This window comes from Solibacillus sp. FSL W8-0372 (assembly GCF_037969735.1).
Classification (GTDB): Bacteria; Bacillota; Bacilli; order Bacillales_A; family Planococcaceae; genus Solibacillus; species Solibacillus faecavium.
The window spans coordinates 757,109-782,238 of sequence record NZ_CP150204.1; the positions used below are offsets into that span (position 1 = coordinate 757,109).

Consider the following 25,130-nt stretch of genomic DNA (forward strand, 5'->3'; position numbering starts at 1 on the left):
AAGAATTAATTACGACAATTCTATGAAGTTTAAATCGTTTCGCAAAAAATTTATACTAAAGGAGAATGTTGGTATTTGAGAAACAATCACTTTTATGGCATGCTATATAATGGCATTGAGAAATATTCTCTATTAGTTAATTACATATTGTGAAGAAAAGGAGGAGAATTTGTATGAAAAAAAACTTCTTCATGATTTTATCTGTTCTTTTTTTAGTAGCTTTTACTTTGCCAAATGCTTCATTAGCTGCAATTGCAGATGGTACTTACGAAGTGAACTATCAAGTAAATAAGCCTGGCAGCAATTCGGCATCCATGGCAAATGATTACTTTTTAAAACCTGCCAAATTAATCGTAAATAACGGTAAAATGACAATGCAGATTACGATAAAAAACAGTAGCTGGGTTACAGAGTTTAAACCTCCGGGCGGGGCAAAAGTGATTAGTACAAATGAATCTGCCGGTCAACGCACTGTTCAATTCCCGGTTTCGAATGCAAATTTAGTAACAATCGCCATGAAAATCGATATTGATGATATCGATTATCACCATGCCTATAGTGTAGATTTTGTATTCAACAGTTCGAGTTTACCAGAAGTAAAGGCAGAAGAGCCTAAAGAGCCGGTAAAGCCAGTAAAAGAGGAAACAAAACAAGCGACATCTACTAAGGAGTCACCAACACCATCGTCAGGAAGTAATACTTCTTCAAATAAACCAGCACCATCAACTGAACCACAAAAAGCAGAATCATCAGCAGAGCAAGCTAATACAGAAGAAAATACAGATGATTCTACAAAGACAGATGAAGAAAATGCATCTGAAGCTGAAAATTCAGAGGTAGTAGAAAATCCGGAGACGAGCGATGAATTACCGCTTGTGGCGATGATATTATTCATCGTAGCGGCGATCGTATTTATTCGCACAAAACAAACAAAAACAAGATAGAAAATTGGAGGAAATGAAAATGGTAAAAAAATCAAAAGCAACAAAAGCGGTCTTGGCATCGCTATTAGCAACATCTGCAATTGTACCAGCAATGGCAGTATCTGCTGAAGTAGGCGGGGAAACGACTCGTACGGGTGAAACAACTACTACTGCACCAGCAAAGACGATTGACTTTAAAGTAGATGCCCTTGAATCTTTACAACAGTTCATCCCAACTACAGGGAAATTAGTTGAACGCAATGGTCAGCAATTTATTAATCTGGAATTATCAGACGCAGTATTAGGTATGGTAAATAGCGTAACAGTAGCGGGTCAACCAGCAATGGCTGAATTTAACGGAAAAAAACATATTAATATTCCAGTAACAGCTGATTATGCGCCAGTGGAAGTAACTTTAAATATGACTATTCCTTTCGTTGGTAAAGATCCGGTAGATTACAAAGTTACATTAACTCCAGATGCAAAAACTATTAAAGAAGTAACTGAAACAACTAAACCAGTTGAAGAAGCAAAAGAAGAAAAAATCTTCAAAGTAGGCAAAACATTCGATTCAGTAGCAGATGGTACTTATGATATTAAATGGGATGCTTATAAAGATGAAGTAGGTAACTACAAAGCGATTACAAGCCATTTTTCACCTGATGCAAAATTAATCGTAAAAGATGGAAAATATTCAGTACAGTTAACTATTACTGAAGATTCTAAAGCAATGGTACCAGATGTAACAATTGCAGGTAAAAATGTAGAAGCAAAAGATGGGAAAGTTATAATTGAAATTCCGTCAATCAGTGATTTACATGAAGCATCAGTACACGTTGTTGTACCTGCTATGAATATGGATAAACCTTATCCATTCGGTTTTGCTATCGAAACGGCAAACTTAGAATTACCAAAAGCAGAAGCTGCTCCAGCACCGGCTCCGGTTGAAGCAACAAAAATGCCAGTTACTGTATTTAAAGATGGAACAAAAGAACAATCAATTATGCAAGGCACTTATTTAGCAAATGAAGTAATGGTTACTTCTACTGAAGGCGGATACGAAGTTGATGTAACATTCCCACAAGGTCAATGGTTAAATGAATTCAATGTTGAAGGAGCTACAGTAGCATTGAAATCAGAAGAAACTGTAGGGAAAAATACAGTTCAAATTTACACAATCTCATTAAAAGATATTAATGAAATTTATAATGCAACTGTTGATTTAACAGTTGATGCTGCTGGTGTAAAATATGATTCAGTTCACAAAGTACAATTACAATTCGGTGAAAAGAAACCAGTACCTGTTGCAGCACCATTTAAAGATATCGCTAACAACGGTAACAAAGATGCAATCGTTAACCTATTCAACAAAGGTATTTTCATTGCTGCAGACAACTTTAATCCAGGCAATAACGTAAAACGTGCTCAATTCGCTTTAATGTTAAACCGTGCCTTAAAATTAGATGTACCAGCAAAAGCAGCATTCACGGATATCGTAAAATATGATGACGAAGCGAAAAAAGCGATTAACGCTTTAAATGGTTATGGCATCATCAATGGTAAAACAGCTACTACATTCGCACCTGCACAAGATGTGACTCGTAAACAAGCTGCATTAATGATTTACCGTTTATTAGAGAAAAATGGTTATACTGCAACTGGTGATACAGCTAAATTCTCTGATATGCCAAAAGAAGTGGAAGCTTCAAAAGCAATTTCTGAATTAAATACATTAGGCATTATTTCTGGGTTTGAAGGCAAATTTAATCCAGAAAACAAATTAACTCGTTCACAAATGGCTAAAATTTTAAACAATACTTTAACAGTTGTTGAAGGTTTAAAAAAATAACTAAATGAACTGCAGACGGTTTGAATAATGAATTTAAAAAAGCCATCAGCAAATAGTTATATTAGGTAGGGTTGTGTTAAAAGTTTTACTTTTAGCGCAGCCCCAATCCTATTTTTGCGAAAGGGTAAGTAAGATGACGCTTAAATTGAAGTAAATTTCCATCTATGTTGAAGATGAAAGTTTACTTCAGTTTAAACTCTAGGAGGAAAAAAGAAATGAAAAAATGGCTTATCGGACTCGCATTAAGTGTTGCTGTACTTGCGGGGTGTGGCGATGGAGATAAAGAAACAGAAAAAGCTGAAACAATGGTGGAGAATTCGGGTACAGGCCAAGCGTCTGCTGTAGAAGAAGAGCATCGCATTATTGCAGGTACAGTCGTAATCGCGCAAATTCTGGATCGATTAAACCTTGATGCTGTAGCGATTCCGGATACGATCAAAGAACTACCTTCACGTTTTGATGGGCTGCCTGATATCGGAAATGCGATGGATCCAGACGCAGAAATTATTAAGTCCCTAAATCCTACCGAAGTATTGTCAGTTTCGACATTGGAATATGATTTAAAGGATAAATTCGAACAATTAAAAATCCCTGTAGATTTTGTGGATCTAACAAGTATTGAAGCTATGATGGAAGAAATAACGGTACTAGGAGAGCGCTACAATCGTGTGGAAGAAGCGGAACTATTAAATGCCGAGTTACAGACGGAAATTGATGCAGTAAAAGTAGCTGCAAGTGATAAAGAAAAACCACGTGTCTTAATTTTACTAGGTGTACCAGGCAGTTATTTAGTAGCAACAGAAAATTCGTACGCGGGTGACTTAGTTCGTTTAGCCGGCGGAGAAAATGTAATGGCCGGTCAGGAAGCAGAATATTTGCCTTCTAACACTGAATATTTATATTCTTCAAATCCTGATATCATTTTACGTTTAGCTCACGGTATGCCAGATGAGGTAATAAAAATGTTTGATGAGGAATTTGTGGAAAATGATGTTTGGAAACATTTTAATGCAGTGAAAAATGGGCAAGTATTTGATCTAGAAGAAGAGTTATTCGGTACGACAGCAGCATTGAATGTACCAGATGCACTTCATCAATTGGAGAAAATTTTCTATCAATAACAATGTGAAAAAGCAAAGCCTTGAGGGAGGTTTTGCTGTTTCCTTACATAAAGGGTGTTTGCTGTGACAAAAAAAATCATCAGCTTTATAGCTGTCGCTGTTTTATTAATTATTACCGTTATTTATGCCGCGACAACTGGGAGTATCCAGATGTCATTTATTGAGTTTATTACAAATTTTTTTAATCCCGACAATGCGGATATGGCTGCCATTAAAGATTTGCGCTTTCCACGAATTATCGTTGCATTATTTGCTGGAGCAGCGTTATCAGTTGCAGGCGTTTTATTGCAGGCAATTATGCGAAATCCATTAGCTGATGCAGGATTTATTGGAATTTCCGCTGGGGCTGCATTTACTAAACTTTTTATTGTTAGCTTCGTACCAACACTGTTTTTCTTCACGCCTATCGCGGCATTTATCGGTGGTGCGTTAGCTTGTTTCTTCGTTTTTTTACTTTCATGGAAATCAGGATTGAACCCATTAAAATTAATATTGGTCGGGATTGCGATTAATGCAATGTTTTCAGGTCTTACAGAAGCAATGATTACCTTTGGTGCTTCTGCATCAGGATCAATTACATCCAATTTATCGTTTAAAACTTGGGATGACGTATCGTTAATCGTAACTTATGGCTCAATCGGACTTATTTTGGCGATTATTTTATATGCGTCCTGTAATGTTCTCGTCCTATCTGATAAAACTGCGAAAAGTGTAGGCTTTAACGTAACGGCTGCAAGAATAGTTATAGCCGCTGTTGCTGTTCTATTGGCGGCAGCTTCGGTTGTCGTAGCAGGGGTCATTTCTTTTGTTGGGATTTTAGTGCCGCATATTGCGCGCCGACTTGTTGGTTATGATCATAAAGTGCTGATTCCTTTTACAGCATTATTAGGAGCATTTATTATACTATTGGCAGATACCCTAGGTCGTACGATGTTTAGCCCAATGGAAGTGCCGGCTTCGACAATTATGGCGATTATCGGTGGTCCGTTCCTCATATTTTTACTTAGAAAAGAGTGACGAAAATGGAAATTAAACAAGTAGTCGTTTCGCATGATGGCAAGGCGCGGCATTTAAATGAAGTATCCACAGTCATTCCGAAAGGGAAAGTAACGACAATAATTGGTCCAAATGGTTGTGGGAAATCGACATTATTAAGTGTGATGTCACGAAATAAGATGCCACTTAAAGGAAAAGCTACTCTTGAAAATAAGGATTTAGTGGAGTATAAACCGAAAGAATTCGCAAAAAAGTTTGCGATTGTTTATCAGCAAAATGATATTCCAGCTGATTTAACTGTAGAGAAGCTTGTTATGTATGGACGCATGCCGCATAATTCTCTATTCCAAAAGAAAACGAATGATGATGAAGAGGCTGTGACATGGGCACTGGAATGTACAAATTTACTTGGTAAACGCCAAAATGATTTATCTGCCTTATCAGGAGGGGAACGTCAACGTGTATGGATTGCGATGGCACTTGCCCAGCAATCTGAAATACTATGCCTCGACGAGCCGACAACGTATTTGGATATATATTATCAACTAGAGCTGTTGGAGCTTATAAAGCAATTAAATGAACAGTATGGTTTGACGATTGTCATGGTGCTCCATGATATTAACCAGGCGATACGATACAGTGACCATGTTATTTTAATGAAAGCCGGGAAAATCATTGCAGAGGGCCTTCCGCGCAATGTCATTACAAAGGAAGTCATTAAGGAAGTATACGGTGTCAATTCAGTGTTCCATGAGGATGAAAAGCTGGGACTCTATATGATGCCGTTAAGTATCTGATTATGCGGCGATGGATTCAGGCATTAAGCGGCATTGTAATGATTGTTTGTGCAGTTATCGTGATTCGCTATTATTTAGACTATAGTGAAGTGAACGAACAGCTGGAACAGGCACAGCAAATAGTGCAACAAAGCGAGCTTAAAGAACTTCAGCGACAAAATAAAAATATTATCGGATGGCTTACATTGAAAAATACCCGATTAAATAACCCAGTATTACAAACGGATAATAATGAATTTTACTTAAAGCATAATTATTTAGATGAAAAAAGTCGTGGAGGAAGTATTTTTGCTGATTTCCGAAATGATGTAATGGAAGATCGGCATACGATTTTTTATGGGCATGTTTTACGTAATGGTACGATGTTTGGTGATTTATCGAAGTTTAACGAGCAAGCTTATGCAGAAGAACATCCTGTTTTTTATTATGAGACAGATGAAAAACGCTATGCTTTGCATGTATTTGCTGCATATGAAACGACAACAGATTTTTATTATATCGAAACGCAATTTACGAATGATACCTTTGACCAGTTCTTATTAAATATTCAACAAAAATCTTCAATAAAAATGCCAGTCGAAGTAGCAAGTTCCGATAAAATCGTGACTTTTTCGACTTGTACGACATCCCCTGATGACAAAGAACGATTTGTTGTTCATACAAAGGTAGTCGAACTAGAAAAATAAGAGGTGAATCAATATGAAAAACAGTAAAAGAATAATGATTGCTTTGGTTGCGGTAGGGTTATTGACTGCATGTGGCAAAAAAGAAGAAAATCCAGTAACAGAACCTGTAGAACAGCAAGAAGTTAAGGTAGATGTAGCTGCTGAGGCAGAACAGTATAAATCATTGATAATGGGGCAAATGGACAGCTTCACAGCAGATACAGAGCTTCTAGCCACATATGTGAAAGATGGCAAGTTGGAAGAAGCACAAAAGTTATATCCATTAGTAACAATGTATTATGAGCGAATGCAGCCCATTGCTTCAAATTTCCAGGAACTTGACGAGAAAATTAACGGCGAAGTAGTAGAAGGAAAAGAAGAGGAAACAACAGGTTTTCAAAAATTAGCTCATGGATTGTTTGTAGAGAAGAAAACTACAGGCTATGAGGAAGCTGTAGATGAACTTGTTGAAAATGTGAAAGCATTACAGTCGGAGCTTCCTACGATGGATGTTTCGGAAAATAATGTATTAGCTTCAGCTGCAACGATGTTCAACATGATGGCAACGAACCGTTTGTCTGCACAAAGCATTGCCAATAATGAAGTATACGCTGTCAAAGCACAGACAGAAGTTGCGGAAGATTTATTGGAGATATTTATTCCCCGCGTCTCGACAGAAAGTGCTGAAACTACATCAGAGACTTTGAAAGAATTAAATGAAATTGTCGCTTATTATGAAGTAGGAAAAGAAGACTATGTGAACTATTCCTTCTTTACAGCAAAACAAAAAGAAGAGCTGAAAACAGCTGTCCAGCGCGTAGGCTCCGCATTACAGGAAATGAATGATTCTTTGAAATAAATGTTTGAAGGTAAAAGAGAGCAATAAAATAAAAAGGTCAGGACATAAGTAGAAAACTTTTTAATTGAGCGGAATTTGTATAATAAACATAACCTTTATTAAAATTGGTTGGAGTGAATTATACAGAGATTACCTTGATATAGATGGAAAATTAGTTGTTCGGAGTGAAGGCGGCGACTCCCAGGGGACAAGCACGAGGGAGAGACTACAGGCTCGAGCCGTGCCCCCAGGAAAGCGCCCGCCGTAACGGAGAACAACGGCTACGAAGTAGACATATAAGAAAGCCGTTCAAATTTGAACGGCTTTTGATTTTGAGGCGAGTTTTGTCACAGGTTCTTTTTTGTATTGAGTAGAGATTATGTTCCTACTCTCTTTAGTTTAAAGCTGCATGTTTTATATATTGTTTTGCCACTTGCGGTATATCTTTATATGAGATTTCATTAATTGTTTGAAGAGTTTCGGCATCAAATGCCAATGTGAATACTTCTGTATTTTTATTTTGCACCGGTCTGAACCATTTCAAAGTGACATCATTTAAAGCTTCTACATGCTGGAGCTCATTTAATAAATTGTAGCTGTCTTTTAACAATGTAGTTTCATGTAAAAATTCAGTTGCTTGAAGTGAAATGGTAACATTATGTTTATCATCCATTGGCGTAATTTCAATATTAAGAATAATATTTTCGATAAATTGTTGGAGCACAATTTCAGATATAGCAAGCATTGTTTGAAGTTTCAACTGTTCTGGAGAAACGGCAGCTTGTGCTTCTTCAATCGAATCTTGATGTTCCAAATTGTTTTTTTTCATAATATATTGTACTGAAATGACACAGACGAAAATAAGAAAAGAAATTAGCATGAATTTCAGTATTTTATTTAAAATAAGGATGACCTCCTATGGACTTTGACCAAATTTCTATTATATATAGTCATTATGCCATAGAAAAATGCAAAAAAGGACTGACAAATGTGACAGTCCTTTTACGGTTAAGTATTTTGTTCTTCAGTAGGAATTGTTGCAACAAATTCGTCAAAGTATAAAAATGATTCATCCTCTAGCTGTGTAATCTTTTGTTCATTTAATCCAATAGATAATGGTCCAGAAAAAATCTCGCCCCACCAAGTTTCAGTAATAATCATTTATATAGCCTCCTTGTACGATTGTTTTTATGTCTGATTTAAATAATTACTTATGAAATTCCCATTTAAACTTTTCGATAAACATTTTTCTTGAAACTAACCTCCTTGTATAACTTCCTTGCTAATATTTGAAGGAATTTAATTTAACTTTGTAGTAGTTATTACTATAGTTAATATGTGTGAACAGCTATAATTTATGCATACATTTCTTTTTGAAAGGATGAAAAAAATGAACTTCACTGCACAAGATGTTGAACAAATGATTGAAGAACAACGCTCTTTTTATTTTACTGGGGCAACAAAAAATATAGAATTTCGTAAAGAGCAACTCATATTATTAAAAGAAACAATAAAAAAATATGAGGAACAAGTAATAGAAGCTTTGGCATTAGATTTGAGAAAAAGTGAATTTGAAGCTTATTCCACTGAAATCGGAATTGTATATGATAGTATTTCTTATTTTTTAAAAAATATAGATGGCTGGATGGAACCGGAGCTGGTGAAAACACCAATACATTTTCAACCTGCCAAAAGTTACATTGTTCGTGAACCGTATGGAGTTACATTAATTATTGGGCCTTTTAATTATCCTTTCCAATTAATTATGGAGCCATTGATTGGGGCGATTATCGGAGGCAATACAGCGATTGTTAAGCCATCTGAAACGGCTGTTCATACAGCCATTATGGTAAAGAAAATTTTAGAAGAAGTTTTCCCACCTCATTATGTTCGTGTTGTAGAAGGTGAAAAGGATGAGGTTACTGCGCTGATTCATGCGCCATTTGACTATATTTTCTTTACAGGTAGTGTAGCTGTTGGAAAAGTAGTAGCAAAGGCTGCTGCAGAGCGTCTGACTCCCATTGCATTGGAACTTGGTGGTAAGAGCCCTGCCATAGTGGATCAAACCGCTAATTTAGATGTGGCAGCAAAGCGAATTGTCTGGGGGAAATTTAATAATACAGGGCAAACTTGTGTTGCACCGGATTATTTGCTAGTACATTCTTCAGTTGCTAAAAAATTCACACGTTTGCTTAAGAAGACGATACGTGAATTCTTTGGAGATGATCCACAGCAAAGTCCGGACTATGGTCGGGTAATCAATGAGCGCCAATTTGACCGCCTGCAAAATATATTGGACAACGAGCGTGATACGGTAACATTCGGCGGTCGCACAGATCGAGAAGATTTATATATGGAGCCAACAGTTTTAGAAAATATAACGTGGGATCGTCCATCAATGGAAGATGAACTTTTTGGACCAATCTTGCCGATTTTGACTTATGAGCAATTACCAAAAGCGATCCACGAAATACGCCAATTGCCTAAGCCATTAAGTGCCTATCTGTTTTCTGAAAATGAAAAGGCAATTGCTTATTTCCTTCAGGAGCTGCCATTTGGCGGAGGCTGTATAAATGATGTAATCACACATGTAGGAAATACTCATTTACCGTTTGGAGGGGTTGGTCCTTCAGGCGTAAAATCGTATCATGGAAAGGCCAGCTTCGAGAACTTTACACATCCTAAATCGATTATGCAGCGTTCTAATAAACTTGCAAATAGTTTGCTATATCCGCCGTACAAACAAAAAGTTAAGCTTGTTCGTACGATTATGAAATAACGAATATTCTTCGGTATAGCAGCACTCCCGGGCAACAAGCAGGGGATATGGAGTAGATAACTTGATAACAAATAAAGGAGTTCAAAATTTACTATTGTAAAATTTGAACTCCTTATAATTTTGAGGTTGGTTTTACCCAGCCTTCTCATTTTTAATATTCACTGAACACAGGAAACGATAATAGAACTTCTGTACCGACGTTTTGCTGACTTTTTATTTTAATTGTCCCTTTATGATCTTGAACAATTTTATTAACAATCATCATTCCAAGTCCTGTACCTTTCGTTTTCGTTGTATAAAAAGGTTCAAAAATACGTTCTGTTAAATGGGAAGGTATACCGCAGCCTGTATCGATGATATTAATGTAAATATCCTTGCCATCTTCGCCTACACACACTTCTAATGTAATGGTTCCATTCTCAGGTATTGCCTCAATAGCGTTTTTAAATAAATTTATGAATACTTGTTTAATTTGATTTTTATTACCTAATATAATCGTATGCGGATATTCATTCGAAATATTGAGAGAAATAGCCTTTTGCTGAAGCTCATACTGGAAAAATGTAGCTACTTCATTTAATGCCTCCCCCAAATTAACAGGTATAAACTGATTAGGCTGTGGTCTAGATAATACAAGGAATTCTGATAAAATTAACTCAATTCGTTCCGTTTCACTCTGAATCAGCTTAGTATATTCATAGTAAGGTGAGTCAGGATTTTCGTTCATCATTTGAACATAGCCGGATATAACGGTCATCGGATTACGAATTTCATGTGCAACTCCGGCAGCAAGCTCACCGACGAGCTTTAGTTTTTCAGATTGCAAAATTAAATTTTCGTTCTCCTTAATATATGAAATATCCCGTGAAATTACAGAAGAACCGATAATTTCGCCGTGCGGGCTCAAAATGGGAGACAATGAGATTTGTGCATCGAAAATAGTGCCATCCTTTCTCATATCGGTTGTTTCATGTAAATGAAACTTCTTTCCATGCATCAAATATTCTTTCCTTTTCTTTGACTCTTTTTCATTTTCCGGAGGGATGAGCGGTAAAACACGCCCTAATGCTTCCTCCTTAGACCAGCCATACAATTTTTCGAATGCTGGATTGACTGCAATCACACGGTCCTCCAAATCAAATACTGCAATTGCATCATTAGCCTGTTCAAAAAATAAATGTAAATATGCATGCTTGGAGTTTAAATAATATTCACGGTCAATCGCATTTTTTTCTAACTTTAACCAAATATGTTTTATTAAAAAACTTTGACCAATACTCATGATACAAGCAGCAATTAAAAAGCTTAAAAGTAATAGATGATCTTCTGATTTAAAACTATCATAGGGTATCATTGATAATTTATTTAAAATTAAAATTTCAATGAATACAAGGCTAATATTGATAATTGAAATAATATATGAACGGTAAATTGTTAATATCGCTAGAACCCAGAAAAAAGTATAAAACGAAAATATACTTACATTTTGATAGTTAAAAAGGAATACGATCATATGCCACGTACAAATCAAAATAATTTGAAACACTTTTGGAGGCGTTTTTAAATAATACAAAGCAATAAGTATAATGCAACTTCCAATACTAATAACTAAAAATGAATAAGGATGCTTGAACAGTTGTGTAACAATGACAGTAGTAAAAATAAGCGTTGAGAAAACATAAGTAATAACCATAAGCAGATTTCGCTTATTCAGAATTTCATTTTGCTGCATAAAACACCTCTGATAAGTAATAATAACTATAATCATACAGTAATTTATGATGTCGATAAATGGCGAATTTTGATATGATAGATATATTAATTAAAAATTGTACTATGCGAACATTTTGGAACACTTCATTAAATGGTTATTTTGTGGTTCTAATAGTTCAAGGTATTTAATGTAAAGCGAAAACCATGGAAATTTCAATCCATGAGCAGTATGATGATTAATACATAGAAATTACTATAACTTAACTGAAAAATTTAGATTCGCAAGTATAATGCAAGTGTGGGGGAAAGAAAAATGTATGTAGAAGAGCTATTAAGTACACTCATGCAAAAGAAAATAGTAGGACAATTGCCGAAGCTGATTTCGGATATTGCGATTGATTCTCGCAGTGTACAGCCAAACAGTGTGTTTATTTGCATTAAAGGCTTTACAGTAGATGGTCATGACTATGCACAGAAGGCTGTTGATGCTGGGGCAACAATTATCGTTACAGAGCGTCTATTGGAGTTGGAGGGCGACATTGCACAAGTACTTGTTAAGAATACGACACGTACGTTAGGCATTTTAGCAGCGAAGTTTTTTGACTACCCATCGAAAGATATCATGATGATTGGTGTAACAGGGACTAATGGCAAAACAAGTGTATCCGGCATTATCCACAATATTTTTATTGGGCTTGGAGAAAAGTCAGCATTGTCCGGTACGATAGGATTTAATTTAAATGGTGTGTTATATGAATCCGCCAATACAACAAGTGACTCATTAAATACCCAGCAGATGATCTTCCGTGCTAAAAGTGAAGGCTGTCGTGCGATGGTAATGGAAGTTTCGTCACATGGTTTGGCACTCGGTCGATTAGCGGGTGTTGATTATGATGTCGCGGTATTTACAAATTTGACGCATGATCATTTGGATTTCCACGGGACAATGGAAAATTACGGCAACACAAAAGGCCTGTTGTTCTCTCAGCTTGGACAAGATCTGGAAAAGAACAAGCATGTCGTATTAAACGCGGATGATCCCTGGTCAGAGCGTTATGCACAAATTACGCCATTTCCGATATGGACTTATGGTTTAAAAAACAATGCTATATTCCGGGCAGTAAACTGCAATTATGAAGATGGCATGACTCATTTTGATATGGAAACACCTGAAGGTACATTTCCAGTGACAATGCATTTATTGGGTGAATTCAATATTTACAATGTACTTGCAGCAACAGCGGTGTTTTATGCACGAGGCTTCCCAATTGAAGTTATTATTGAACAGATTGAAATGCTTCCTCCAGTAAAAGGACGCATGGAAAAAGTGGAAACGGATTTACCAATTCAAATCTTTATTGATTATGCACATACTCCAGATGCAATTGAAAAGGCGATCAATGCTGCCCTTCCATATAAAAAACCGGAAAATAAATTGATTTTCCTCGTTGGTACTGGTGGTGGACGTGACAAAACGAAGCGTCCAACGATGGCAGAAAAGGCGTCAGTTGCAGATTATGTTGTGCTTACAACCGATGATCCACGCTATGAGGAGTACGATAGTATTACAGGCGATTTAGCAAAAGGGATGCTGCATAATAACTATGCATGTATTGGTGACCGCGCAGAAGCTGTTAGACATGCGGTGAGCGTAGCAAATCCCGGCGATATTATTATTTTTGCCGGCAAAGGTCATGAAGATTACCAAATCATTGAAAATACGAAATACCCGCATAGTGATGCCAAAATTGCGATTGAAGCTGGGAAGTTAAAATTTGTATAGATGAACCTATATCTTTTTCAAATCCGCCGTGTTAACGTAATTGCGTTAACGGTGGTTTTTTTTTGGAGGTGAAAAGAAAAAATGATTCAATCCTACTTACTGAGTATGATTGGGTATTGTATATTGAGTTTTCCTCTTTATATAATTAGCCGAAAACTATACTTAAGAAATAAAAAGAAAGATATGTCTCGGGAAATTGTTATGCTCGTATTCTTCCTATATAGTGTAAGCATCTTTTCGCAAACGATTATACCGAATTTTTATTTTTTAAATGGACAAATTGTATTTGATACATCGACTGCCTATGTCCGTAGTAACTTCACCCCATTACAAACGATCCTTTTATATTATGATCAATTAAATGGACCATTAGCGAATATCGCATTTTATAATTTGGCAGGCAATATTGTCCTGTTTATTCCATTTGGATTTTTTATACCGCTTTTATGGAAAAAACTAAGAGGGTGGCGCAAAATGCATATCGTCGCATTCAGCATACCGATATTTATAGAAGGTACACAATATTTTATCGGTCGCAGCATTGATGTAGATGATGTATTATTAAATGCAATTGCAATTGTCATAGGCTTTGTCCTATTTAAAATAATGAAAAGAATACGTAAAATACTAACTCAAAAGTAAAAAAGGTTGTAACGAATGACTGTTGTCTTTTAAAATAAGAAAGTATGGAAAAAGGAGACGAAAACAATGACTTTAGAACAAGATATATTATCGCGTCGAACATTCGCCATTATCAGTCACCCTGATGCTGGTAAAACGACGATTACCGAAAAACTATTATTATTCGGTGGTGCAATTCGTGACGCGGGTACAGTAAAAGGGAAGAAATCAGGAAAGTTCGCAACATCCGACTGGATGGAAATCGAAAAGCAACGTGGGATTTCAGTTACATCCTCTGTTATGCAATTCGATTATTCAGGCTGTCGTGTAAACATTCTTGATACACCTGGTCACCAGGATTTCTCGGAAGATACGTACCGTACTTTAATGGCAGTAGACTCTGCTGTCATGGTAGTCGATGCTGCAAAAGGTATTGAGGCACAAACATTAAAGCTATTTAAAGTATGTAAAATGCGCGGGATACCGATTTTTACATTTATAAATAAATTAGACCGTCAAGGGAAAGAACCATTAGAGCTTATAGAAGAGCTGGAAGAGGTTCTAGGTATATCAGCATATCCGATGAATTGGCCAATCGGTATGGGGAAAGAATTCCTTGGAATTTACGATCGATACAATAACCGAATTGAGCAGTTTAGAACTGATGAGGCGAATCGCTATTTACCATTAAATGAAGAGGGCGGCTTAGCGGTTGATCATCCAATGAAGGTAACATCTTATTATACGCAGGCAATGGATGATATCGAATTGTTAAATGAAGCGGGTAATCAATACTCGGAAGATAAAATACGCCGTGGGGAATTAACACCTGTATTTTTTGGGTCAGCATTGACTAATTTCGGGGTACAAACATTCCTTGATACGTATTTAAAATTTGCACCAACTCCACAGCCACGTATTACAGAAGATGAGCAATTCATCGATCCTGTAGAGTACAAAGATTTTTCAGGGTTTATTTTCAAGATTCAAGCAAACATGAATCCTGCTCACCGTGACCGTATTGCGTTCGTGCGAATCGTTTCCGGTAAGTTCGAGCGTGGGATGAATATGACGTTGGCGCGAACAGGAAAATCCTTTAAAGTAACGCAGTCTACACAATTTTTAGCGGATGATCGTGAAATTGTAAACGAAGCAGTTGCAGGGGATATTATCGGACTTTATGATACAGGGACGTATCAGATTGGCGATACAGTGGTCGGCAGTAAAAAAGGATTTAACTTTGAGAAGTTACCTCAATTTACACCGGAGATTTTTATGCGCGTTTCGGCGAAAAACGTTATGAAAGGTAAGCAGTTCCAAAAAGGTGTACTTCAGTTAGTACAAGAGGGTGCGATCCAATACTTCAAAACTTTACACACTGAAGATGTCATCCTCGGTGCAGTAGGTCAATTACAGTTTGAAGTTTTCCAACACCGTATGATTAATGAATACAATGTTGAAGTAACGATGGAGCCAATCGGCAGCAAGATCGCACGTTGGATTGAAAATGAGGAAGATGTAAAGGAATCAATGCATTCTCAGCGCTCAATGCTAGTGCGTGACCGTTTTGATAATAAAGTATTTTTATTTGAAAATGAATTTGCAATGCGCTGGTTCACTGAAAAGAACGAACAAATTAAACTTTATAGCCTGCTGTAATAGGCACATTTATTATATCCCGGCAATTTCTCAGTAAAGAAATTTGCCGGGTTTTTTATCTTCATTTATCATGACGGGTGTCTGATGCTGCCAAGCTCTTTGGCTTAATAGTAAAAGAACGATCAAATAGAAAGCTACCTTTATCATAAGTGCGTTCTAAAAAATGGATATCTTCGTTTTTATTAAATATTATTGCTGTAGAACAACGTGTTCCATAATTCGGTAATTTCACAAATTGTGCTGAGAGTGCGCGTTCTAAATGAATGCCTACCCCAGTATTTGGCAATACTTCGTCATGTGCAATATTATCATCTGATAATAATAAAATAAGATCTTGTACTTCAAATTGTTTGTTTTGAGTACTGTTTATTAATGAATTTTTCGCTTTTTCGACTTTTGGCCAAGTCGTATTTAATGTAGCATTACTAAGACCGTAAGTACCTGGTTCGATCTTATTGTGCTCGTCAAATACGTTATTGTAATGATGCATTTGCTGCCCATCAAACAATAAAACGTTGTAGCCGCCATACAGATTCCTTTTTTCCCGTAATGAATCAATGAAGGATTCAATTGGTTCAGTAGAAAGTAAGAACTGTGAGACGATCTCTCCACGTGATAGGAGCGTTGTTTCTGGCTGGCTTGGCTCGCGATAGTTCGTAATGGCCGCAAATCGCCCATTTTTCGAAAGTCCCATCCAGCTACCTTGTTGAAGTAAATCCCGACCACCTAATATAGCAGGATTATCCTCCCAAAAATGGGCCGCTGCTGTCGGCCGGTCATAAAATTCGTCACGATTTGCAATAATAACAAGCGGATAATTTGGATGAACTTTATAGGAAAATGCAATTAAACACATAGTTAAACCCCCAAAGTTATATTGTTTGAAAATTTGTAACATTTTATTTTAGGAAAGTATTTTATTGTTGAATGGTAAAGGGAAAAGGAACCTTTACACGAATTTTAAATAATACGATGACAAAATGAAAGGATTTAACATCCATGAATATAAGCAGATTTTCTATTAAACGTCCCGTGTTTACGATTGTTGCGATGATCTTTGTATTAATATTGGGAGTTGTTTCTCTATTTAAAATCCCGATTACATTAATACCCGATTTGAATCCGCCCATTGGTGTTGTTGTTACGAGCTATCCAGGCGCGAGTCCCATAGAAGTCAATGAGAAAGTGACAAAGCCATTGGAAGCTTCTCTTTCTACTCTGCCTGGTATAAAAAAGGTACAGTCGACATCCCTTGAAAGCTCGAACCTAATTATTTTAGAGTTTAATTGGTCAACAAATATGGATAAAGTGCAGACTGATATATTGCAGCGCATAGATCTAGTTCCTCTTCCTGATGATGCCGGGAGACCTAGCTTTTTGAAATTCGATCCAGCGCAGTTTCCGGTTATTCAGCTTGCATTGGCAGCAAATGATGAAGATGTAGACATTAGGCAGATAGCGGAGTCACTTGAACAGGAATTACAAAGGACAGAAGGCGTAGCAAGTGTAACCGTTTCAGGAAAAATTGTAGAAGAAATCCAAATAGAACTGGATCCTCAAAAACTTGAACAAAAAAATTTAACGCAAACGGACGTCATGCAAGTCATACAGGCAAGTAATATTTCGATGCCCGGTGCAGAATTAAGTACACAGGAAAATCAGCTATTGACGACACGTGTAGTTAGTTTATTTACTCATCCGGATGAAATAGCGAATATAGTATTATCTGTAAATCCATTAACAGGGGAAGCCCTTAAAATTCAGGATATTGCGACCGTAGAACGAAAAGAGCAGGAAACAAATACGATAACACGTGCAAACGATCAGTCGGCAGTTCTGATTTCGGTTCTGCAGGAATCTGGTGCAAATACAGCGAGTGTTTCTGAAACATTCCAAAAGGAACTTGATCGTTTATTAAACGAACCACAGTATAAAGGAATTGAAGCGACCATTTTATTTGACCAAGGAGATTATGTGCGATTAGCTATTAGTAATATTAGCTCCTCTCTAGTCTTTGGCGGCTTATTTGCAATGCTTGTACTTCTATTCTTTTTATCTGGTATAAAAAGTCCGCTTATTATTGGGATTGCAATTCCATTCTCGGTAATCGTAACATTTGTTCTCATGTACTTTGCAAACTTTTCGTTGAATATTATGACGCTTGGGGCGCTTGCTTTAGGAATTGGGATGCTTGTCGATAACGCCATAGTTGTTATTGAAAATATTGAACGGCATTTAGAACTCGGTGAAAGTCCAATAGATGCAGCAATCAACGGTACAAAAGAAGTAGCTTTAGCGATTACTGCTTCAACCGTTACTACCATTGCAGTTTTTGTACCTGTTATTTTTATAAGTGGACTAATCGGTAAAATTTTTATGGAGTTTGCTTTGACCATTTCATTTAGCTTGATTGCTTCACTCGCGGTTGCTTTAACAGTCGTTCCAATGCTGGCAAGCCGCTTTTTACAGGCGAAACAGGCAAATTCAGTTGAAAAGAGACAAAGCAAGTGGCTCTATCGAAATTATACGAAAGCAATAAAATGGGGATTAACGAGACGTGCACTCATTTTATCAATCACATTAGCATTACTTGCTTTATCCGGCTTTGGGGTTTACAAAACAGGTACAGAATTTTTGCCTCCGACAGATGAGGGGTTTGTCTCGTTATCCGTTAAGCTTCCAAATAGTGCATCGGTTGCAAAGACAGAAGGTATTGTTAGTGAAATAGAGGAAATGGCAAGGGGACATGAAGAAGTCGATGTTGTAGTAAGTTTAATCGGAGGCAATCAGCAATCTTTATCCCGGGAGACGAGTAAGCAAAATGAAGGGGAAATTTCGATTAAGCTCGTTGAACTATCTGAACGTAATCGCTCCATTTTCGACTTTGTTGAGCAATTTGAAAAACAGGTTCAGGAACAAATTGGGGAACGGGCAGAAGTTAGCTTTTCGCTCTCTTCTTCATCAGGCTCCACACCTAATACATTATCATTCCGAGTAACCGACAGTAATGAGCTGCGTTTAAAGGAGACAGTTACTAAAATTCAGCAAAGGCTTACGGAAATAGAGTCGATAGTCGAGGTTACGACAGATTTGGATGAAGTGAAAGAGGAAATTCAAATAGAAGTAGACCGGGATAAAGCAAATCAATATGGATTGCTGCCTTCTCAAATTGCTCAAACAGTTAATATGATGACTCGTGGTGCCTTTACAACACAGATTATTGCAGATGACAGTGAAGTGTTGGGAGTGTATACAGGCTTTGGTAAAGCTTTTCGAGAAGATATAGAAGCACTTAAAAAGATGAAGCTTCGTACGAATGCAGGTGTATTTGTAGAACTGCAGGAACTGGCAACCATTGAAATCAAAGAATCGCAGACGGCCATTCGAAGATCCGATCAAGCCGCGGCTATTGCAATTTTTGTGAAATATAAAACATCAGAATCATTGAGTGGTATTTCCAAAAAAGTAGATGAAGCAATTCAACAAGTAGGAGTTCCAACGACAACAAAAATTGCATTTGGCGGTGACCGGGAATTATTCGATAGCGCTAAGCAAGATATGATCTTGGCGATTATTCTTGCAGTAATACTTATTTATCTTGTTATGGGCGCTCAATTTGAATCATTTAAGCTTCCTTTTGTCATGATTTTTAGTGTCCCTTTAATGATAATAGGTGTTGCAGCTTCGTTATATTTAACAAATACGTTACTAGGTGTAACGGCGATTATTGGGATACTGATATTGGTCGGGATTGTTGTAAATAACGGAATAGTGCTTATTGATTATATTAATCAAAAACGTCAGCAAGGATTAAACGTTACGGATGCCATTATTGTGGGGGTTCAAGACCGTCTACGCCCAATTTTAATGACAGCTTTAACGACAATTTTAGGCTTAGTCCCGTTAGCACTGGGAATAGGGGAAGGCACGGAAATGAATCAACCAATGGCCATCGTCGTTATTGGGGGATTAATAAGCTCAACAATTTTAACATTATTTATCGTACCGATCATTTATAGCCTAATTGAAAAAGAAACAAAATAATGTTGTAAACCATATAATTGCTTCTTTAACTTATAACTGCGTAGCATCTGACAGTGGAATATCATACAATAAGTTGGTAGCAAGAAAGCGTCGAAATAAATGTCCTTGTTAAAGAAAACGGTATTGAATTTTATCTGTCGTTTCCTAAAATGAGTATTAAATTAACAGAAGGAATAAGGCATTTACCAATATTTTTTGTAAAGTTTTGATGATTTTTGGAAGAAAGATTTGATTTTTCAATACAATATCGTTAGAATAACTATATAATTGAATTGAATATCCATTGACATTTGTCAAAGGGGAGTAGCTATAAGAAATTAAAATAGTAGCTTGTTGTAATGGCCACTACTTTTAATTGAACTTACTTCACATTCGTCATTACATGGTTAGGAGCCATCGGGTGTGATAGCATAAATTGTGCTTAGCAAGACCTTTGCCTATTTTTATAGGCAGAGGTCTTTTCTTTTTGGCAAAAATAGATGTATTTATTTCAACTATCAATAATAAATGCCTGAATATTTGGCAACAAGTACATTATTAGGAGGGAAACTTTCATGGAAGCAATTTTATTAGAATATGCATGGGTATTACTTGTTTTAATTTTCCTTGAGGGGCTTTTGGCTGCGGATAATGCAGTCGTAATGGCGGTAATGGTAAAACATTTACCGAAAGAGCAACAGAAAAAAGCATTATTTTACGGATTATTTGGAGCATTCTTGTTCCGCTTTATCGCACTGTTTTTAATAACGTTTTTAGCAAAATATTGGGAAATTCAAGCACTTGGTGCCGCTTATTTATTATTCATTTCCATAAAGCATTTATATGATAATCACTTCAAAAGGCAAGATGAAAGTATAGAAATTAAAGAAGGAAAAGGTTCAGGCTTCTGGATGACAGTATTAAAAGTCGAACTTGCTGATATTGCTTTTGCCATTGACTCAATGCTTGCGGCAGTAGCCATTGCAATTACATTGCCGCATATCGGTGACTATCATATTGGTGGAATTAACGCAGGTCCATTCGCTGTTATGTTCCTAGGTGGATTTGTGGGACTTGTTATTATGCGATTCGCAGCTCAAATGTTTGTGAAGCTATTAAATAATTACCCAACGTTGGAAACGACAGCATTCCTAATTGTAGGGTGGGTAGGGGTAAAATTGGCAGTATTAGCATTAGGTCATGAGAGTTTAGCCATTATCGACCCGCATTTCCCACATTCAACTACGTGGAAAGTTATCTTCTGGGCGGTACTGCTTGGCCTTGTAATTGGCGGCTACTTAGTAAGTGTGTATAAAAATAAAAAAGAACAGGCAAGTTAACGATTCTTTTTGGAGATACTTCTGTAAATGAAGTATCTTCTTTTCATTTTCAATGGAATTCATTATACTAGAAAAAATGTAACAATATATGGGAGGCCATTTGTATGCCTTTTAAAAAACTAGAAAGGCGAAGTATTACGCCTTTCCAAATACTAATCACATATTATTCTATTGCTATACTTATTTCATATTTACTGTTACGTATTCCAGGGGTTCATCTAGAGGGTGTAAGCGTGTCACATTTAGACAGCCTTTTTACAGCTGTTAGCGCGGTCAGTGTAACAGGTTTAACTACGGTTACTGTTGCTGAAACGTACAGCGGCTTTGGGCTGACAATGATTTTGCTCATCTTACAATTTGGAGCCATTGGTATAATGTCAATTGGTACTTTTCTATGGCTACTGTTTGGGAAAAAAATTGGCATGCGCGAACGCCAGCTAATAATGATTGACCATAACCAATATAATCTGTCCGGAGTTGTAGCGTTGATTCGGCAAATTACAAAATTGTTTTTAATGATTGAGTTTACTGGTGCAATAATTTTGACGGTTCATTTTAAGCGTTATTTTGCAACTTGGGAAGAAGCGGCAATAAACGGAATATTCGCGGCAATATCTGCAACGACGAATGCCGGGTTTGATATTACCGGTATGAGTTTACAGCCGTTTCATCATGACTATTTTGTTCAGTTTGTTTGTATGGTTTTAATATTCCTAGGGGCAATTGGTTTCCCTGTTTTAATTGAAGTGAAGACGTATTTATTGAAAAAAGATCCTGCATTCCGTTTTAGTTTATTTACAAAGCTGACAACGGTAACATATGTAGCGTTATTTGCATTAGGTTCTATCGTTATTTTTATAATAGAAATCTTTCAGTCATTTAAAGGAATGCGGTGGCATGAAGCCGTATTTTCTGCAATGTTCCATTCGATTTCTACAAGATCTGCAGGTTTAACAACATATGATGTCACCACATTTAATGAAGCGACTCAGCTCTTTATGAGTGTGCTCATGTTTATCGGGGCATCACCGAGTTCTGTTGGTGGGGGGATTCGTACGACAACATTTGCGATAGTTATTTTATTTTTAATTGCATTTGCCCGTGGACAGTCCGAAATTCAAGTATTTAATCGTGAAATTCACCTTATTGATGTTTCCCGCTCTTTTGCCGTATTAATTTTTGCCATAATAATGGTATTGGGGGCGGCGATGGTATTATTTATTACAGAAACACGTGCGACAATGATGGAAGTCATTTTTGAAATAACCTCGGCTTTCGGAACGTGTGGGATGTCTCTTGGCATAACAGAAGATCTGACCGCCTTTGGAAAAATGGTAATTATGGCACTCATGTTTGTAGGCCGGGTTGGTTTAATTTCATTCCTCTATACAATTGGTGGTTCATCCAGTAAGAAGAAATACCATTACCCTAAAGAGCGAATTATTATTGGCTAAGATCAATCTAATTATAATTTTAAGCAAAACATCCATTTTCCTCTATTGGAAAATGGATGTTTTATATTACAGTAATAAATTTACCGCTCCTTCATTGTAAGAACCATTAATCGATAAATAACGAATATACCAATGTACGCACCGGAAATTAAAAAAAGTTTATTTAAAAATAGACCATGAATTTTTGTCATAAATACAGCATTGTCAATAATGATTTGATAAATGGAAGTGGACGCAATGCTTCCGAAAATGATGACAAAAATAACTGCCAATATATTAAATAAAATTGCTGACTTACTAATTTTATTTCTTATATAAACCATAATAAGCGGAACAATAATACTTGAAACCACCAAAATTATTTTCAAAAAATTCACTCCTTTCTTTTATTTGAATTATGCCCTCTTTTTTAGGGTATAAAACGAATAGGCTGTCTGAAGCTATGTTCAACCACTTTGGTGGAATAGATGATAGCTCAATTGTTAATTTGTTGAACGGAGGTGATAAGCATGGAAAAAAAGAAAGGGAATGACCGGCAAAATATGCGAGAAGAGGTAGGACCGGAATTAAACCCGGATGATTTGGATCTCCGTGAAGATAATGATTTAACAGAAGAACAATATAAAAATACACATCATGAAAAGCAAACGGATGATTCTAAATCGAATAAGCAATAAGTTTTCGCTTTATAAAAAACGCTGCACACTCCATAGTAAGAGTTTGCAGCGTTTTTGGATTAATTGAATGTGCTGAAGTAAGGCTGTTGTCCATTGCGGAAGTAAGTGAATAAATAGCCCGTCTTCTTTTGCGGTACACCGACTTCGTAATTTCCTAAATCGATGTGGAACGGAATAATTAATGAGTGTTTAAATAATTCGCGTTCAGTAATTTGCATTGCTTCAAATTCCTCGCCTACAAGAGAAGGATTTTCTTTAATACGTGCATAGACATCTTTCATCTCATCCTCTGAAAGGCGGTCGTCCCACCATAGTTTACGCGGCTGGAACTGCTGGCCTTGAAGGAAATCGTATTTCATCAGGCTTGTAATTACTTCTAAATCGGCGTGATTGACCGTTTGCAGAAACTCAAGTAAGCGGCGGAATAGATCCTCTAGCTGATGTCCAATTCGTGACCAGCCTTTTGTTTCCCAGTATGTGCCGAAGCTTTGGAAGAAATCGAATGGTGTTTCAAATACTTTTGTTACTAAATATTCAATCGTATTGTCCATACGATGTGCATTCCAATATTTCTCCAGTACGTCTTCCGCATGTTTAATACGGACAATATCATCAAAAGTTAATACATTATTTGAGAAAATTTCATATGGCGAAATATCAACATATGTGTAGCCATATTTTTCTGCTTCCAATCGTAAGCCTGTTCCACGTAGCAGTTTTAGGAAACCGAGCTGTAATTCTTCAGGACGCATTGCAAATACATCATTGAATGTTTTACGGAATGACGCATAGTCTTCTTCAGGCAGACCGGCAATTAAATCCAAATGCTGATCGATTTTGCCGCCTTCCTTTACCATTGTTACAGTACGAGTAAGCTTCTCGAAGTTTTGACGACGTTTTACCAAGTCATTCGTCAAATCATTAGTTGACTGGACACCGATTTCAAAACGGAACAGCCCTTTAGGTGCATTGTCATTTAAAAATTGGATGACTTCAGGACGCATAATGTCCGCTGTAATTTCGAATTGGAATACGACACCTGGCTGATGTTCATCAATTAAAAACTGAAACATTTCCATCGCGTAGCTACGACTAATATTAAAGGTACGGTCTACGAATTTAATCGTTTTTGCCCCGTTATTCATTAAGTAGCGAATATCTTCTTTAATCTTCTCACGGTTGAAATAACGAACTCCAACTTCAATAGAAGATAAGCAAAATTGACAGCTAAATGGACAGCCACGGCTCGTTTCAATATATTGAATCCGTTTACCTAGGTGAGGTAAATCTTCTTCAAATCGGAAAGGGGAAGCAATTTCCCGTAAATCGATTTTAGGTGGCTGTGCATGGATTTTTAATTTGCCTTCTTCTAAATAGCAAATGCCCGGTACTTTGTCGAGAGGAATCTCACCATTGAAGTGGCGAAGCATTTCTTTAAATGAAACTTCACCTTCACCCATAATAATGAAGTCAATTTCTTCATGTTTGCGAACCCATTCATGGACATCGTAAGAAACTTCCGGACCACCTAATACAATTTTGACATTGGGCAAAACCGTTTTTAGCATACGAATTACTGCAATCGTCTCATTAATATTCCAAATATAACAGCTGAATCCGACAACATCCGGTTTCTTTTGGAAAAGGTCGGATACGATGTTGAAAGCTGGGTCTTTAATTGTATATTCAGCAAGCTCACAATCGAACTCAGGCAGTGCTGCTGCTTTTAAATAGCGAATCGCTAAATTTGTATGAATATATTTTGCGTTAAGTGTACTTAATATGATTTTCATTATTTTATTCTCCTCTTCATACACTCTATTGTAGCAGTGTAAACAGCTTCAAACAATATGGGAGAATATACCCATTTTATTACAATTACAAATATGGAA

21 protein-coding genes are annotated in these 25,130 nt (G+C 36.7%); 15 read left to right on the top strand and 6 right to left on the bottom strand.

Going from position 1 to position 25,130, the window contains the following annotated elements; translation table 11 throughout:
• Positions 1–173 precede the first annotated feature (173 nt).
• The 7 genes from isdC (at position 174) to MKY13_RS03620 (ending at position 7,210) form a co-directional block, all read left to right on the top strand.
• Positions 174–944, top strand: a complete 771-nt coding sequence (gene isdC / locus MKY13_RS03590) for a heme uptake protein IsdC (protein ID WP_339215358.1) — start codon at positions 174–176, stop codon at positions 942–944.
• Between the two features lie 19 nt (positions 945–963).
• Positions 964–2,772 carry an S-layer homology domain-containing protein gene (locus MKY13_RS03595; protein WP_339215360.1) on the top strand — a complete coding sequence of 603 codons (1,809 nt, stop codon included), beginning with the start codon at positions 964–966 and terminating at the stop codon, positions 2,770–2,772.
• A 215-nt stretch (positions 2,773–2,987) separates the two neighbouring features.
• Positions 2,988–3,893: a heme ABC transporter substrate-binding protein IsdE gene (gene isdE / locus MKY13_RS03600; RefSeq protein WP_191698598.1), complete on the top strand. Its 906-nt coding sequence runs from the start codon at positions 2,988–2,990 to the stop codon at positions 3,891–3,893.
• Positions 3,894–3,956: 63 nt separating this feature from the next.
• The gene (locus MKY13_RS03605; RefSeq protein WP_191698597.1) at positions 3,957–4,910 is read left to right on the top strand and encodes an iron ABC transporter permease; all 954 of its coding nucleotides are present in this window, start codon (positions 3,957–3,959) and stop codon (positions 4,908–4,910) included.
• A gap of 5 nt (positions 4,911–4,915) precedes the next feature.
• The gene (locus MKY13_RS03610; protein WP_339215362.1) at positions 4,916–5,686 is read left to right on the top strand and encodes an ABC transporter ATP-binding protein; all 771 of its coding nucleotides are present in this window, start codon (positions 4,916–4,918) and stop codon (positions 5,684–5,686) included.
• A 2-nt stretch (positions 5,687–5,688) separates the two neighbouring features.
• Positions 5,689–6,372 (top strand): class B sortase, encoded by a 684-nt coding sequence (gene srtB, locus MKY13_RS03615; RefSeq protein WP_339215364.1) that lies wholly within the window; start codon positions 5,689–5,691, stop codon positions 6,370–6,372.
• 13 nt (positions 6,373–6,385) lie between these two features.
• A complete protein-coding gene (locus MKY13_RS03620; RefSeq protein WP_339215366.1) occupies positions 6,386–7,210 on the top strand; it encodes an EfeM/EfeO family lipoprotein in 825 nt (274 codons plus the stop codon).
• 373 nt (positions 7,211–7,583) lie between these two features.
• On the opposite strand, the gene MKY13_RS03625 is transcribed toward MKY13_RS03620, so the two are convergent.
• Both MKY13_RS03625 and MKY13_RS03630 read right to left on the bottom strand, forming a co-directional pair.
• Positions 7,584–8,069 carry a hypothetical protein gene (locus MKY13_RS03625; protein ID WP_339215368.1) on the bottom strand — a complete coding sequence of 162 codons (486 nt, stop codon included), beginning with the start codon at positions 8,067–8,069 and terminating at the stop codon, positions 7,584–7,586.
• A 128-nt stretch (positions 8,070–8,197) separates the two neighbouring features.
• Positions 8,198–8,350 (bottom strand): hypothetical protein, encoded by a 153-nt coding sequence (locus MKY13_RS03630; protein WP_191698592.1) that lies wholly within the window; start codon positions 8,348–8,350, stop codon positions 8,198–8,200.
• Positions 8,351–8,579: 229 nt separating this feature from the next.
• Between MKY13_RS03630 and MKY13_RS03635 the strand changes: the two genes are divergently transcribed.
• Entirely contained in the window at positions 8,580–9,968 is a 1,389-nt protein-coding gene (locus MKY13_RS03635) for an aldehyde dehydrogenase (RefSeq protein WP_339215370.1), read from the top strand.
• 151 nt (positions 9,969–10,119) lie between these two features.
• Here the strand turns inward: MKY13_RS03635 and MKY13_RS03640 are convergent, their stop codons facing one another.
• The gene (locus MKY13_RS03640; protein ID WP_191698590.1) at positions 10,120–11,700 is read right to left on the bottom strand and encodes an ATP-binding protein; all 1,581 of its coding nucleotides are present in this window, start codon (positions 11,698–11,700) and stop codon (positions 10,120–10,122) included.
• Between the two features lie 294 nt (positions 11,701–11,994).
• On the opposite strand from MKY13_RS03640, the gene MKY13_RS03645 reads away from it, so the two are divergent.
• The 3 genes from MKY13_RS03645 (at position 11,995) to MKY13_RS03655 (ending at position 15,744) form a co-directional block, all read left to right on the top strand.
• Positions 11,995–13,464 (top strand): UDP-N-acetylmuramoyl-L-alanyl-D-glutamate--2,6-diaminopimelate ligase, encoded by a 1,470-nt coding sequence (locus MKY13_RS03645; protein ID WP_339215374.1) that lies wholly within the window; start codon positions 11,995–11,997, stop codon positions 13,462–13,464.
• A 183-nt stretch (positions 13,465–13,647) separates the two neighbouring features.
• Entirely contained in the window at positions 13,648–14,106 is a 459-nt protein-coding gene (locus tag MKY13_RS03650; protein WP_225231071.1) for a VanZ family protein, read from the top strand.
• Between the two features lie 66 nt (positions 14,107–14,172).
• Positions 14,173–15,744 (top strand): peptide chain release factor 3, encoded by a 1,572-nt coding sequence (locus MKY13_RS03655; protein WP_191698587.1) that lies wholly within the window; start codon positions 14,173–14,175, stop codon positions 15,742–15,744.
• Positions 15,745–15,805: 61 nt separating this feature from the next.
• Here MKY13_RS03655 and MKY13_RS03660 read toward each other — a convergent pair whose 3' ends face one another.
• A complete protein-coding gene (locus MKY13_RS03660; RefSeq protein ID WP_191698586.1) occupies positions 15,806–16,600 on the bottom strand; it encodes an NRDE family protein in 795 nt (264 codons plus the stop codon).
• Between the two features lie 143 nt (positions 16,601–16,743).
• On the opposite strand from MKY13_RS03660, the gene MKY13_RS03665 reads away from it, so the two are divergent.
• The 3 genes from MKY13_RS03665 to MKY13_RS03675 all read left to right on the top strand — a co-directional run bounded on the left by MKY13_RS03665 (position 16,744) and on the right by MKY13_RS03675 (position 22,561).
• The gene (locus MKY13_RS03665) at positions 16,744–19,788 is read left to right on the top strand and encodes an efflux RND transporter permease subunit (RefSeq protein ID WP_339215378.1); all 3,045 of its coding nucleotides are present in this window, start codon (positions 16,744–16,746) and stop codon (positions 19,786–19,788) included.
• Positions 19,789–20,342: 554 nt separating this feature from the next.
• Positions 20,343–21,107, top strand: coding sequence for a TerC family protein (locus MKY13_RS03670; protein ID WP_191698584.1), 765 nt, complete (start codon positions 20,343–20,345; stop codon positions 21,105–21,107).
• A gap of 104 nt (positions 21,108–21,211) precedes the next feature.
• Positions 21,212–22,561, top strand: a complete 1,350-nt coding sequence (locus MKY13_RS03675) for a TrkH family potassium uptake protein (RefSeq protein ID WP_225231070.1) — start codon at positions 21,212–21,214, stop codon at positions 22,559–22,561.
• An 80-nt stretch (positions 22,562–22,641) separates the two neighbouring features.
• On the opposite strand, the gene MKY13_RS03680 is transcribed toward MKY13_RS03675, so the two are convergent.
• Positions 22,642–22,929 carry a transposase gene (locus MKY13_RS03680; protein WP_339215381.1) on the bottom strand — a complete coding sequence of 96 codons (288 nt, stop codon included), beginning with the start codon at positions 22,927–22,929 and terminating at the stop codon, positions 22,642–22,644.
• Between the two features lie 141 nt (positions 22,930–23,070).
• On the opposite strand from MKY13_RS03680, the gene MKY13_RS03685 reads away from it, so the two are divergent.
• A complete protein-coding gene (locus MKY13_RS03685) occupies positions 23,071–23,238 on the top strand; it encodes a hypothetical protein (protein WP_191698582.1) in 168 nt (55 codons plus the stop codon).
• A gap of 59 nt (positions 23,239–23,297) precedes the next feature.
• On the opposite strand, the gene MKY13_RS03690 is transcribed toward MKY13_RS03685, so the two are convergent.
• A complete protein-coding gene (locus MKY13_RS03690; protein WP_191698581.1) occupies positions 23,298–25,031 on the bottom strand; it encodes a B12-binding domain-containing radical SAM protein in 1,734 nt (577 codons plus the stop codon).
• Between the last annotated feature and the right edge of the window lie 99 nt (positions 25,032–25,130).